Genomic DNA, 12,822 nt, shown 5'->3' with positions numbered 1-12,822 from the left:
TGACACGCCTTCATCGCGCATCGCGCTTCGCGGGCGGTTCGAGCTGGGCTGCGATGCGAGCGCGCAGATGGTCTGTTTGTCGAGACGCGCGCAGCCCGATCGGCTGCTGCGCCTTCATCGTGCGCCGTGCATCGCGGGTGCTTCGAATCGCGCCGCGACGTGAGTGCGCAGGTGCTCTGATTTGTCGATACGTGTGCAGCCTGACTGGTTGCTGTGCCTTCATCGCGCATCGTGCTTCGCAGGCGTTTCGGATCGCGCTGCGACGTGAGTGTGCAGGTGCTCTGACTCGTCGATACGCGTGCAGCCCAATCGGCTGACACGCCTCCATCGCGCATCGCGCTTCGCGGGCGCTTCGAATCGCGCTGCGACATGAGTGCGCAGATGCTCTGATTTGCCGATACTCGCGCAGCCTGACCGGTTGCTGCACCTTCATCGCACATCGCGCCAGCCCGCCGTTTCTTCCGCGTTCACATCTTTTCCCGTCCTCGCCGCCTCATGCCGCGACGCGCATCGATGCGCGCGCGGCGCAGTGTTACGCGACCCGCCGGCCGCGATCCAGCACGCAGGACGGCAGCCAATGTTTTTCGGCGTTTCGCAAAAGCGCCGGCCAATTTGGATGCTTACCTTGAGGTCATTCGGACGGACGGTTCGCATGCGGGACCGCTTCAGAAGACGAACACGTCGATCCACGTTCAGACAGGGGGAGTGAAAGATGGGAAGCAACAAGGACGGATTCGCAGCGGCGCCGACGCTGTTCAGACGCACGCTGGTTGCCGTCTCGGTCATGCGGATGTTCGTCGCGGCGGCCGGCGCTCACGCGCAGGACGTGCCCGCGCAAACCGGCACGCAGCCGCCCGCGGCGGTTACCGCGCCCGAAGCGGAGCGCGACAAGGCGGCCAATGCAAAAGGCGCAAAGCGCGGCGCGGCAGTGACGCTCAATTCCGTCGAGGTGACGGCGAACCGACGGCGCGAACCCGCGCGCGAGGTGCCGATGAAGGTCGAGACGCTGTCGAGCGACGCGTTGCAGAAATCGGGCGCCACGAAGCTGAGCGACTACCTGTCGACGCAACCGGGCGTCGGCTTCGACAGCGGTGGCGGCCCCGGCCAGGAAACGATCTCGATGCGCGGCGTGACGGCGGGCAAGGATGTCGGGCCGACCGTTGGCGTGTATGTCGACGACACGCCGATCGGCTCGAACACCATCTCGGGCGGCGGCGCCGCGCTGGCGCTGGACATGGGCCTGCTCGACCTGAATCACATCGAGATCCTGTTCGGGCCGCAGGGAACGCTGTACGGCGCAGGCGCGATGGGCGGCCTGCTGAAATACGTGACCAACCAGCCTGACACCGAGAGCTTTTTCGGCAGCGCAGCCACGACGTTTTCGACGACCTGGCACGGTGGCCTCAACAACACGACCAACGTCGTGCTGAACCTGCCGCTGAAGCAGGACGTCGCCGCGTTGCGCATCGCCGCGTTCAACAATCGCGACGGCGGCTACATCGACGCGAAGGGCGCGGCCGCCGGCACGCGCATCAACGCGAACGACACCACTGGCGTGCGCGCCTCGCTGCTCGTGACGCCGACGCGCAAGCTCACGTTCCGCTTCACCGCCACGCTGCAGAACATCAACAGCGACGGGCAGAACTATGTCGACTACGGGATGAACGGCCAGCCGGCCTACGGCGCGCTGACCAAGCTTCAGGAAGCGCAGGAGCCGTATCACCAGAGCAACCAGTTCTATACCGCCAATGCGGAATACGACTTCGGCTGGGCGCGCCTCAATGCGATTTCCGCGTACCAGTCGCTGCGCACCGCGACGACGCTCGACTTCACGCCGTTCTATGCGCCGATCCTCGCGGCGCGCGGGCTCGACGTCGGCACCTTCACGCCGAGTTCCAACGTCGGCACTAACAAGGTGACGCAGGAGCTGCGGCTGACCTCGCCGGGCAACCGGACGCTGGAGTGGGTCGCCGGCCTTTACTACGATCACGAGCACAGCACTACCGTGCAGAGCTATCGCGCGACCGGCGCGGGTGGCGCGTCGCTCGGCGATCTGGAAAAGCTCGCCTACGCGGGTAGCTACAAGGAGTTCGCCGCGTACGGCGACGTCACGTACAACATCACGCCCCGCATCGCGCTGACGGCCGGCATGCGCATCGCGCACAACAGTCAGGACTACCGGCAGGAAACGTCGGGCCTGCTCGTGCCGACGCCGCTTTCCGCGCCGGGCACGTCGTCGGATACGAGCAAGACGTACATGTTCACGGTCAGCTACAAGCTCACGCCGACCAGCAACGTCTACGCGCGCGCCGCGAGCGGCTATCGCCCGGGCGGCCCGAACAGCATGGCGGTCAGCGCGGTGACGGGGCAGCTCATCGCGGGCAATCCGGTCTACAAGCCCGATACGTTGTGGAACTACGAGATCGGCTACAAGGCGGACCTGCTCGACAACCGCGTGTCGGTGGCGCTGTCCGCGTACGACATCGAATGGCACGGCATCCAGCAATATGGCGCGGTCGACGGTGTGGCGCAGCTCGTCAACGCGGGCAACGCGCGCATCCGGGGCCTCGAAGCGTCGGGCGTGGTGCGGCCGACGTCGGCGCTGTCGTTCAACGCGTCGCTGTCGGCGATCGATGCGTACCTGACCGAAGGCGCGCCGAGCGTCGGCTCGCACGCGGGCGACCGGCTGCCGAACACGGCGAAGTTCGCGGCGTCGCTGGGGGCTGCGTGGCGGTTCCAGCTCGGCCCGTGGCCGGCCGTCGCGAGCGCCAACGAGCGTTTCGTGGGCGAGCGCCATTCGAGTTTCGCGGGCTCGGCGGGGTCGCCGGATTTCGTCCTGCCGGCCTACGCCGTGACCGACCTGCAGTTCGGCGTGGACCTGCGCCGCGCGAACCTGTCGTTCTTCGTCAGGAACCTGTTCAACCGCGAAGGCCTGCTGTCCGCCAACACGAGTTATGTGCCGCTCGGCGGCAACGTGTGGGCGTCGGTGATCCAGCCGCGCACGATCGGCGTGCAGCTGAGCGCGCCGTTCTGACGCGCGGACGATTCGAGGAGCTTCCATGCTTGCCCGCCCGTTACCGGAACACCGACCTGCCGGCCGCCCGCGCGAGTTCCGGCAGACCAGCCACCGTCCCGTGCGCCGCCTCGGCGGCATCGCGGCCGTGCTCGCGCTGCATGCCGTGCTGATTTACGCGTTGCTCAACGGCCTCGCGAATCGGGTGGTGGAGATCATCCAGCATCCCGTCAGCGTGCGGATCATCGAGCCGGTCAAACCGCCGCCGCCACCGCCCGCGCCGCCGAAGCCGATCGTGAAAGCGGCGCCGCCAAAGAGCGCGCCGCCTCCGCCCGTCTTCGTGCCGCCGCCCGAGGTGCGGGTGCAGGCGCCGCCGCAAGCGACGCTGACGCATACGGCGACGCCCGTCGTCTCCGCGCCCGCGGTGCCCGCGCCGCCGGCCCCGACGACGGCCAAGGCGCCGAGTCATGAAGTGGGCGTCGTCTGCCCGAACTCGGACCAGGTGCGCGCGTCGTTGCGCTATCCGCGCGAGGCGCTGGAAAACAACATCACCGGCAACGTGCTGGTGGAATTCGTCGTCGACGCGGACGGCCGCGTGTCGGACGAGCACGTCGCGCGGTCGGCCGACCCGATCCTCGATCGCGCGGCGCTCGCGGCGGTGCGGCGATTCAGTTGCCTGTCGCAGGGGCAGTCGGTGCGCGTGCAGGTGCCGTTCTCGTTCAACCTGAACTGAGCAGCGCGCGTCGCGACATCGTGCAGCCCACGCATTGAACACATATTCAGATCGACCCATGGAGCAGACATGAAGAAGCGTTTCCTCGCCGCGTTCGCGGCCAGCATGATCGTTGCCGCCGGTACGGCAGGCGTGTTCGTCGCGCCAGGCGTTGCGCTGGCGCAGGCGAGCGCCGTGCCGGCATCGGCATCAGCCTCGACCGTCGTTGCATCGCAACCGGCCGTTGCCGCGCATCCTGCGCCGCCGCCCGCGCCGGCCACGTCGGAAACCGTCGAGAATCCTTACGGACTGGGCGCGTTGTGGCACGGCGGCGATTTCGTCGCGCGTTTCGTGCTGATCCTGCTCGTCGTGATGTCGATGGGGAGCTGGTACATCATGGTCACCAAGTTCTTCGAGCAGACCCGCGCGAACCGGCGCGCGAAACGTGCCGACGCACAGCTCTGGAGTGCGCCGTCGCTCGAACAGGGCGCACAGCTGCTCGACGCGTCGTCGCCGTTCCGCTTCATCGCGGAGACGGCGATCGAGGCCGGCGAGCACCACGACGAAGTGCTGCTCGAAGCGGTCGACCGCAATACCTGGATCGACGTGTCGGTCGAGCGGGCCGTGACCAACGTGTCGAACCGCCTGCAGGACGGGCTCGCGTTTCTCGGCACGGTGGGTTCGACCGCGCCGTTCGTGGGCCTGTTCGGCACGGTGTGGGGCATTTATCACGCGCTGACCGCGATCGGCGTGGCCGGCCAGGCGTCGATCGACAAGGTCGCGGGGCCGGTGGGCGAGGCGCTGATCATGACGGCGATCGGTCTTGCCGTGGCGGTGCCCGCCGTGCTCGGCTACAACTTCCTCGTGCGTCGCAACAAGGCCGTGATGGAGCGCGTGCGCGCGTTCGCCGCACAACTGCATACCGTGGTGCTGGCGGGCGGCAAACGTCCCGTGCGCAACGATACGCGTGCCGCGTCGCTCGTCGACTGAACGGAGCGGACCATGGCCATGAGCGTCAGGCAGGACGATGACGACGAAGTCATCGCGCAGATCAATACGACGCCGCTCGTCGACGTAATGTTGGTGCTGCTGATCATTTTCCTGATCACGATTCCGGTGGTGACGCATACGATCCCGCTGGATTTGCCGAAGGAAACCGTGAAGCCGTTGCAGAGCCAGCCGAAAAGCATCGAGATCGCGGTGAACCGCGACGGCGACGTGTTCTGGAACGAGTCGCAGGTGGATGCGGCGGCGTTGCTCGCAAGACTGAAAAGCGTCGCCGTACAGACGCCGCAGCCGGACGTGCACGTGCGCGGCGACGAGAGTACGCGCTACGAATTCATCGGTCGCGTGATGACCGCATGCGAGCGGGCGGGCATCGGGAAGGTGTCGTTCATTACGGAGCCGCCTGCGCGCGGCGGTTAGGAGGCAGTCATGGGGATGAATGTATCGTCGTCCGGAAGCGAGCCGGAGGTGATGGTGGACATCAACACCACGCCGCTCATCGACGTGATGCTGGTGTTGCTGATCATGTTGATCATCACGATTCCGATCCAGATGCATGCGGTCAGGATGAACCTGCCGGTCGGCACGCCGCCGCCGCTGGCCGTGGAGCCCGAGATCGTGCAGATCGACGTCGCCGCGAACGGGCTCACGTCATGGAACGGCGTGCCGGTGCCCGATCGCGCGGCGCTCGAGGCGAAGCTGGCGCGGGTGGCCGCCGAGCCGGTGCAGGCCGAGATCCGGCTCCGGCCGGACCGGCAGGCGCCTTACCGCGATGTCGCTGCGGTATTGGCGTCGGCGCAACGCGTGGGCGCGACGAAGATCGGGCTGACGGGTAACGAGCAGTATGTGCAGTAGGTGGGGCGGGTGCCGCGCGGGCGGCGCTCGCGATGCGGTTGAAGCGGCGCGAGCTGGCGTATGTGATGAAAGGGGGGGATGTGCCGGTGTCCTGATCGATGCGCGACCGGCCCGATGCGTGGCGTACTTGAAGCAGGCCACGGGGGCCGGACCGCGCGCGATCCGCGCCGCATCCGTTACGCGCGGGCCAGCCGGCGTGCGGCCAGCAGCCCGAGCACGAGCAGCACCGCGACATACGCGGCGACGCTCGTCCACGCGCCGTGTTGCCAGAACGTGCCGCCGACCGATCCGAGCACGCTCGACCCGAGATAGTAGGCAAGCAGGTACAGCGATGCCGCGTGCCCTTTCGCGGACCCCGCGAGGTGGCCGACCCAGCCGCTCGCGACCGAGTGGGCAATGAAGAAGCCGATCGTGACGAGCACGATGCCAACGACGATCGCGGCGAGCGAATGCGACAGCGTCAGCGCGAGGCCCGCCGCGAACACGAGCAGGCCGCTGACGAGCACCGGCGCCCGCCCGAGACGATCGGCGAGTGCGCCGGCGCTCGATGACGAAACCATCCCGAACAGGTAGGCGCCGAAGATCAGCCCGCACGCGGTCGAACTCAGGTTGAACGGGGCCGCGGTGAGCCGGAACCCCGCATAGTTGTATATCGTCACGAACGCGCCCATCACGAGGAAGCCGATCGCGAAAACGAACGGCAGCCGCGCGTGACGCAGTTGCGCGCCCCACAACCGGAAATGATGGCGCAGCGTCAGATCGGTGCGCTTCACGAAGCGCCGCGACGGCGGCAGCAGCATCACGAACGCGGCCGCCGCGACGAGATCGACGACGCCGATCGCCAGCATCGCCGTGCGCCACGAGAAGTGCTCTTCCAGCGCGCTCATGCCGATCCGCCCGACCATGCCGCCGAACGCGGTCCCGCCGACGTAGAGCCCCATCGAGAAGCCGAGCCCCTCGGACGCGATTTCCTCGGCGAGATACGCCATCGCGACCGCCGGGACGCCGCCCAGCGCGAACCCTTCCAGCGCACGCCAGATCAGCAGCAGGTTCCAGCTCGGCGACAGCGCGGCGAACACGTTGAACAGTGCGGCGAGCGTCATCGACGCGAACATCAGCCCGCGCCGCCCGGTGCGTTCGGACAGTGCGCCGGCGCACAGAATGGAGACCGCCAGCATCCCGGTCGACAGCGACAGCGAGAGCGAACTCGACGCCGCACCCAGCCCGAATTCCCGCGCGAACGCGGGAAGCAACGGCTGGACGCAGTACAGCAGCGAGAACGTGGAGAAACCGGCAAGGAAGAGCGCCAGCGCGATGCGCTTGTACGCGGCCGAGCGCGGGGAAACGCCGGCGGGCAGCGCATCGGGCGTGGCCTTTTGCGCGCCGGGCATGGATCGGGGAATCGAAGGGGAGGACATGGCTGCACTCGATGTGCGAAGGGATGACTGAATTCTTGCGCACCGTCATGTATATGTCCAATATATGAAAGAAACCGAAGAGATATGTTTAACCACTGGCTGGTGAGCCAATCCGGCACACCGTGAGGTCACATCCGAATGGAACTCCGACATCTCCGATATTTCCTGGCCGTGGCGGCCGCGTCGAATTTCACGAAGGCTGCCGAGGCGCTCGGCATCGGGCAGCCGCCGTTGAGCCAGCAGATCAAGGCGCTCGAGAGCGAACTCGGGGTGGAACTGTTCAAGCGCACCGCGCGCGGCGCCGAGCTGACGCTGGCGGGCGAGGTCTTCGCGCAAGAGGCGCGCCGCGTGCTCGACGGTGCCGAGCGCGCGGTGCGGGCGGCAAGACGGGCCGCGCGCGGGGAAACCGGGCATCTGCGCGTGGGCTTCACCGGGACGGCGGCCTTCAATTCGAAAGTGTCGGACCTGATCCGCCGCTTTCGGGAAGCGTATCCGGAGGCGGAGCTGACGTTGCAGGAGGCGGCCTCGCGCGTGCTGCTGGAGGCGCTGGAAGCCGGGCACCTCGACGTCGCGATCGTGCGGCCTGAGCGCCGCGCCGCCGCGACGTTGCAGGTATCCGACTGGGACGAAGAGTCGATGTTCGTCGCGCTGCCCGTTGCGCACCGGCTGGCGCAGCGTCGGCGCATCGATCTGGTGGAACTGGCGGACGAGTCGTTCGTGCAAGTGCCGCGCGAGGCCGGCGGCGCGCTGTTCGATCATATCGTCGCCGCATGCAACGCCGCCGGGTTCGAGCCGCGGATGGCGCAACCGGCGCCGCAAATGGCGTCCGCGGTGACGCTGGTTGCGGCCGGGCTCGGCGTGTCCGTCGTGCCGAAGGCGATTACGCAGGTGCAGGTTGCCGGGGTCGTCTATCGGCCGCTCGCGGGAGTGCGCTGCGTGCAAGGCTCGCGATTGCGTCGCGATGCGACGAGCCGTCGGCGGTGGTTCGCAATTTTCTTCTGCTGGCGCGGCAGGGCGGGCCGGCGTGATCGAGGCGAAAACAAAAAAACCGCGAAGCCATGCGCTGTCGCGGTTTTTTGAACATGCTCGAAACACGGTAATACCGTATCTGGTGCCGACGGCGAGACTCGAACTCGCACAGCTTTCGCCACTACCCCCTCAAGATAGCGTGTCTACCAATTTCACCACGTCGGCACTGCACTGCAAGGGGCGCAATTCTAGCGTCACATTGCGCGTTTGTGAAGGGGGTGTGACACGACGAACGGGGACGCGAAAGCGATCCCGGTAAAATCCGGGCGATCGTTCCGATGACCCTCGCAACTGCGACCCGCTTTCCACCGTGACATCTACCCTCGAACAACTGCAGGCCGGACACCTGTCGGGCGCACGACAACTCAAGCTCGCCTGCGGGCTGACCGAGTTTCCGCGCGAGATTTTCGATCTTGCCGACACGCTCGAAGTGCTCGACCTGACCGGCAATGCGCTCACCGCGCTCCCGGACGATCTGCCGCGGCTGCATCGCCTGCGCATCCTGTTCGCATCCGGCAACCGCTTCACCGAATTCCCCGACGTGCTCGGCGCGTGCACGCAACTCGACATGATCGGTTTCAAGGCGAACCGGATTCGCACCGTGCCGCGCCGGTCGCTGCCGCGCGCATTGCGCTGGCTGATCCTCACCGACAACGAAATCGACGCGCTGCCCGCCGAAATCGGCGCTTGTTCGCGCTTGCAGAAGCTGATGCTCGCCGGCAACCGGCTGCGCGCGCTGCCGGCCGAGATGGCCGCGTGCCGTGCGCTCGAACTGGTGCGCCTGTCGGCGAACCGTCTGGACGACCTGCCGGACTGGCTGCTGCGCCTGCCGCGGCTCGCGTGGCTCGCCGCCGCCGGCAATCCGTTCGGCGCGGCGCCGGAAGCCGCGGCGTCGGCCGGGCCGGATATCGTGGACGTCGAGTGGGCATCGCTCGCGTGCGAACAGAAGCTCGGCGAGGGCGCATCGGGCGTGATTTACCGCGCGCAATGGACGGCGGAAGGCCGTGCACCGCGCGCGGTCGCGGTCAAGCTGTTCAAGGGCGCGGTGACGAGCGACGGCCTGCCCGATTGCGAAATGGCGGCGTGCCTGCATGCCGGGCAACACCCGAACGTGATTCCGGTGATCGGCAAGGTGCGCGGGCATCCGGACGGCACGCACGGCCTCGTGATGGAACTGGTCGATCCCGCGCTCACGAACCTCGCCGGGCCGCCGAGCTTCGCGACCTGCACGCGCGACGTATATGCAGCCGATGCGGGATTCGAGCCGGCGGCAGCGGTGCGGATCGCGCACGGCATCGCGTCGGTCGCGGGCCATCTGCACGAACGCGGCATCATGCACGGCGACCTGTACGCGCACAACATCCTGCACGACGGCGAAGGCGGCGCGCTGCTCGGGGATTTCGGCGCGGCGTCGCTCTACGACGTGAACGACCGCATGCGCGGAGCCGGGTTCGAACGGCTCGAAGTGCGTGCGTTCGGCTATCTGCTCGGCGAGTTGCTCGAGCGATGCGAGCCGCGCGCGTGGGCCGGCAGGCATGCGCTCGACGCACTCGCGGCAGCCTGTTTGAACGAGGATGTCGACGCGCGGCCGTCGTTTGCGGAGATTACCGCCGCGCTGGCCGTGAACGAGATCTGACGGGATCGCGCGGCGGCACCGCTATCGAGGATGCGTGCTTACGCCTGCCGCGCAGTCAGTAGCTTGATCCCGAGCCCGACGAACAGCAGCCCGCTCGCGCGCTTGAGCGCACGCACTGCACGGCTCATGCCGAAACCGCGATGGAACCGGCGCACGCCGGCCGAATAGACGCTGTGAACGACCACGACGGTGCACGCGATCGTCGCGTACATCACGACGAACTGCAGCGCGAGCGGACGATCGTGCACGATGAACTGCGGCATGAACGCCGACAGGAAGATCATCGTCTTCGGATTGCTGCCGGACACGAACAGCGCTTCGCGAAACAGCTTCCTGCGATCGGGAACGGCGGGCTCCGTGGTGCGGTTCGACGTGGCGGCCTTCCGGTCGCCGCGCAGTTGCCGGACCCCGAGCAACATCAGGTACGCAGCGCCCACGACCTTCATCGCGACGAACAGCGGCGGCATCGCGGCCAGCACCGCGCCGACGCCGAGCGCGACGAGCAGTACGACCACGCCCTGCGCGACGAGATTGCCCGCGATCGTCGCAGCCGTGCCGTGCGTGCCGTAGCGCACCGTGTTGCGGATGACGAGCAGCACGTTGGGCCCCGGCGACAGCGTCGTGGCGAGATAGGCTGCGGCGAAGAGAAGCCAGGTCTGAACGGACATGCGTGCTCCGGAGGGTGCGGTGGCGGCGGTCGACACGACGCGATGATGCTACGCCAAAATCGCCCGGACAACCGCCGCAGCCGCACCGGTGAACGTCAGCTTGCGTCGCGCATGCAGTACGCGGGGATCGACGGCGGCGTATCGATCGCGGCAGGACGCGTCATCCACGCGATCCACGCGGCCCACAACCCGCAGACGATCAGCACGGCGACGTTCAACGGCGTCCGGTAACGGACGATCAGGTCGGCCAGCGGCAGGCGGTTTTTCATGTTCGTCTCCTTGGGTCGTTGCGGACGCAACGTTACTGGCCGGTGTACGACGGCGCCTTGGCGTCGCAGGTCACCGACACCGTCGAACCGTCGGCGAAATGCAGCCGGAACGGAATCTTCGCACCGGGCGCGACGGCCTGACGCGGCTGTTCGAGCATCACGTGATAGCTCTTCGGCTTGAAAGCGACCATGCCGTGCGCGGGCACCTCGACCGATTCGACGTGCACCATCTTCGCGGTGCTGCCGCTCGTTTGCGTTTCGTGCAGCATCGCCATCCCGAATGCGGGCGTATCGATGCCCGTGAGCGTGACGGGTGCGTCGCCGTCGTTCTTCAGCGTGAAGTACCCCGACGACGGCACCGTCGCCGGCATCGCGCGGATCCAGCAGGCGTCGGCCTGCACGGCAGGCGCGGCGAACGTGGCGGGTGCATGCAGCGCCAGCAGCGAGAAGAACAGGGCGGTCGGAATCGAGCGTTTCATCTTTTGTTTTCCTTGTGATGTGGAGTGCGGTGCGGAAGGCGTCGCGCGCATCATTTCAGCGTGAACGTGTAGTGGCCTTGCGTGCGATGGCCGTCGCTGGCCACCGCGATCCACGCGACCGTGTACGCGCCGGGAGTCAGGTTCGACAGCGCGACGCGCATGCGCTTGCGGTTGCCGGTGTCGACGGCCGATTTTCCGTCGGCGACCGACTGCCCGTGGCTGTCGGTAACGGCGATCGAGCTGAAGGCCGGCTCCAGCGCCTCGCTGAAATCGATCGTGACCGCGTGCGGCGCGCTCGAGAGCGTGGCGTTGGCGGCCGGTTCCTGCGTCTTCGGCAGTGCGTGGGCATGGGCGGCCTGGATGACGACGAAGCCGAGTGCGGCGAGTGCGCCGCGAACGAAAGTAGCGGTTTTCATGGCTGAATCTGCAAGTAGCGAATCGGATCGGGAAAGACGGATTCGACGGACGGATGCGGGAGCGGGATCGCAACGGGATCGATGCAGGCTGCCGTCGGCGCGCACGTGCGCAGCCGGACGTTCGCTTGCAGGCGAATGTCGGCGCGGCGATACGAACCGGAAGCGGCCGCCGGCACGCACGGCATGACGCCGCGCGCAACACGTTGACGCATGGATCGTCCTTCGAAACGTGACACGTTACGCACGCCGGTAGCGTGCGCTGACTGCGCGATGCGCTAACGCATCACGCGTGGTGACGACGGTTCAGGACGCGAACGGAGGGGCGCGCGGTTGCGCGGCCGTGAGCGGTAGCGCGCGGCGCAGGCTTTCGAAGCGGGTGGCTTCGCGGTGCTGGATGCTGCGCACGTGGGCCGCGAACGTCAGCTCGGGCGCGGGCAGGGCGGGGGTGTGGGCAAGCAGGCTGCAGTAGCCGCATGCCTGCAGATGGGCCTGCAGGCTTTTCGACGATGGATCGGCCGCGTGGCCGGCGGCAGCCGGTGCGGCCGTGCAGTAGCCGGCCAGCAGCGCGTCGACGCGGCCTTGCGTCGTCAGCGCCTGCGAGATCGTCGGCGCGAGCGCCGTCATCAGGATGGCGAGCATCCCGATCAGACTGCCGATCTTCCGGAGACGACGACTCAGCATGCGATGCGCGGCGGCGGGTGGACGACGATGGAGCGGATTATGCCACGCACGTTGCAACGCGGGCATGCGGGCATCCGCATGCCAGGCATGAGGCGCGGCGTTGCAGCACGCTATGCGTGCTTCGCCAGGTATTTCGTGATCAGCGTCATTTGCGCGGCCCAGCCCTGATCGTTCATTTCGCGCGCCTTCGCGCGGCGCGCTTCGATCAGCTGGTCGAAACCCGTTTCGGTGACCGTCAGCAGCGTGCCGCCGGCCTGCGCGGCGAGCGTGAACGTGACGAGCGTCATCGGCTCGGACGTGTAGTCGAAATTCGGATCGATCGCGAACGGATGCCAGCGAAACGAGAACAGTTGCTTCGGCTCGACGCGATCGACGACGATTTCGAACACAGTGCCCGCATAGGGCTCCTGCGCCTTCGCGACGTCGTCGTCGACGCGCGTCGGCGTGATGCGGCCGAACAGCGGCTGGTCGGGCACGAACGGCCCGTCGAACGTGACGCCGAACCAAGTGCCGAATTCCCCCGAATTGCTGACGGCTTCCCACACGCGGTCCGGCGCCGCCGCGAGCAGGGTCTGTTTTTCGATGCGATCGGTTTGCTGGGTCATGACGTTCTCCAGGCGGGATCAACCGTTGCGGGATGG

At 67.3% G+C, this 12,822-nt stretch carries 13 protein-coding genes, 1 tRNA gene and 1 pseudogene; 7 read left to right on the top strand and 8 right to left on the bottom strand.

All coding sequences use genetic code 11. The annotated features are described in order from the left end of the window. The first annotated feature begins 712 nt into the window (after window positions 1-712). The 5 genes from BBJ41_RS24800 to BBJ41_RS24780 all read left to right on the top strand — a co-directional run bounded on the left by BBJ41_RS24800 (window position 713) and on the right by BBJ41_RS24780 (window position 5,585). On the top strand, window positions 713-3,034 hold the full coding sequence (locus tag BBJ41_RS24800) for a TonB-dependent receptor (RefSeq protein ID WP_069748892.1): 2,322 nt from the start codon (window positions 713-715) through the stop codon (window positions 3,032-3,034). 25 nt (window positions 3,035-3,059) lie between these two features. Continuing rightward, complete coding sequence (locus BBJ41_RS24795; protein ID WP_069748891.1) at window positions 3,060-3,746, top strand: energy transducer TonB; 687 nt, start codon at window positions 3,060-3,062, stop codon at window positions 3,744-3,746. Between the two features lie 69 nt (window positions 3,747-3,815). Beyond that, on the top strand, window positions 3,816-4,715 hold the full coding sequence (locus BBJ41_RS24790; protein WP_069748890.1) for a MotA/TolQ/ExbB proton channel family protein: 900 nt from the start codon (window positions 3,816-3,818) through the stop codon (window positions 4,713-4,715). 12 nt (window positions 4,716-4,727) lie between these two features. Next, window positions 4,728-5,150: an ExbD/TolR family protein gene (locus BBJ41_RS24785; protein WP_069748889.1), complete on the top strand. Its 423-nt coding sequence runs from the start codon at window positions 4,728-4,730 to the stop codon at window positions 5,148-5,150. A 9-nt stretch (window positions 5,151-5,159) separates the two neighbouring features. Further along, on the top strand, window positions 5,160-5,585 hold the full coding sequence (locus BBJ41_RS24780) for an ExbD/TolR family protein (RefSeq protein ID WP_069748888.1): 426 nt from the start codon (window positions 5,160-5,162) through the stop codon (window positions 5,583-5,585). Between the two features lie 176 nt (window positions 5,586-5,761). Here the strand turns inward: BBJ41_RS24780 and BBJ41_RS24775 are convergent, their stop codons facing one another. After that, window positions 5,762-7,003 carry an MFS transporter gene (locus BBJ41_RS24775; RefSeq protein WP_069748887.1) on the bottom strand — a complete coding sequence of 414 codons (1,242 nt, stop codon included), beginning with the start codon at window positions 7,001-7,003 and terminating at the stop codon, window positions 5,762-5,764. A 138-nt stretch (window positions 7,004-7,141) separates the two neighbouring features. Here BBJ41_RS24775 and BBJ41_RS24770 point away from each other — a divergent pair. After that, window positions 7,142-8,031 (top strand): annotated as a pseudogene (locus BBJ41_RS24770) (LysR family transcriptional regulator). Between the two features lie 81 nt (window positions 8,032-8,112). Here BBJ41_RS24770 and BBJ41_RS24765 read toward each other — a convergent pair. Continuing rightward, a tRNA-Leu gene (locus BBJ41_RS24765) sits at window positions 8,113-8,197 on the bottom strand. A gap of 145 nt (window positions 8,198-8,342) precedes the next feature. Here BBJ41_RS24765 and BBJ41_RS24760 point away from each other — a divergent pair. Next, window positions 8,343-9,668 carry a leucine-rich repeat-containing protein kinase family protein gene (locus tag BBJ41_RS24760; protein ID WP_069748886.1) on the top strand — a complete coding sequence of 442 codons (1,326 nt, stop codon included), beginning with the start codon at window positions 8,343-8,345 and terminating at the stop codon, window positions 9,666-9,668. Between the two features lie 38 nt (window positions 9,669-9,706). On the opposite strand, the gene BBJ41_RS24755 is transcribed toward BBJ41_RS24760, so the two are convergent. The 6 genes from BBJ41_RS24755 to BBJ41_RS24730 all read right to left on the bottom strand — a co-directional run bounded on the left by BBJ41_RS24755 (window position 9,707) and on the right by BBJ41_RS24730 (window position 12,786). After that, window positions 9,707-10,336, bottom strand: a complete 630-nt coding sequence (locus BBJ41_RS24755; protein ID WP_069748885.1) for a LysE family translocator — start codon at window positions 10,334-10,336, stop codon at window positions 9,707-9,709. A gap of 95 nt (window positions 10,337-10,431) precedes the next feature. Then, on the bottom strand, window positions 10,432-10,605 hold the full coding sequence (locus BBJ41_RS41250; RefSeq protein WP_163012932.1) for a hypothetical protein: 174 nt from the start codon (window positions 10,603-10,605) through the stop codon (window positions 10,432-10,434). A 32-nt stretch (window positions 10,606-10,637) separates the two neighbouring features. Next, on the bottom strand, window positions 10,638-11,084 hold the full coding sequence (locus BBJ41_RS24750) for a copper chaperone PCu(A)C (RefSeq protein WP_069748884.1): 447 nt from the start codon (window positions 11,082-11,084) through the stop codon (window positions 10,638-10,640). Between the two features lie 50 nt (window positions 11,085-11,134). Beyond that, window positions 11,135-11,500: a copper homeostasis periplasmic binding protein CopC gene (gene copC, locus BBJ41_RS24745; RefSeq protein ID WP_069748883.1), complete on the bottom strand. Its 366-nt coding sequence runs from the start codon at window positions 11,498-11,500 to the stop codon at window positions 11,135-11,137. A 303-nt stretch (window positions 11,501-11,803) separates the two neighbouring features. Further along, complete coding sequence (locus BBJ41_RS24735) at window positions 11,804-12,181, bottom strand: DUF2946 domain-containing protein (protein ID WP_069748881.1); 378 nt, start codon at window positions 12,179-12,181, stop codon at window positions 11,804-11,806. A 110-nt stretch (window positions 12,182-12,291) separates the two neighbouring features. Further along, complete coding sequence (locus BBJ41_RS24730) at window positions 12,292-12,786, bottom strand: SRPBCC family protein (RefSeq protein WP_069748880.1); 495 nt, start codon at window positions 12,784-12,786, stop codon at window positions 12,292-12,294. Between the last annotated feature and the right edge of the window lie 36 nt (window positions 12,787-12,822).

Origin of the sequence: Burkholderia stabilis (assembly GCF_001742165.1) — a bacterium.
Lineage (GTDB): Bacteria > Pseudomonadota > Gammaproteobacteria > Burkholderiales > Burkholderiaceae > Burkholderia > Burkholderia stabilis.
Note: the sequence above shows the minus strand (reverse complement) of the source record. Positions and strands in the feature narration are given on the sequence as shown.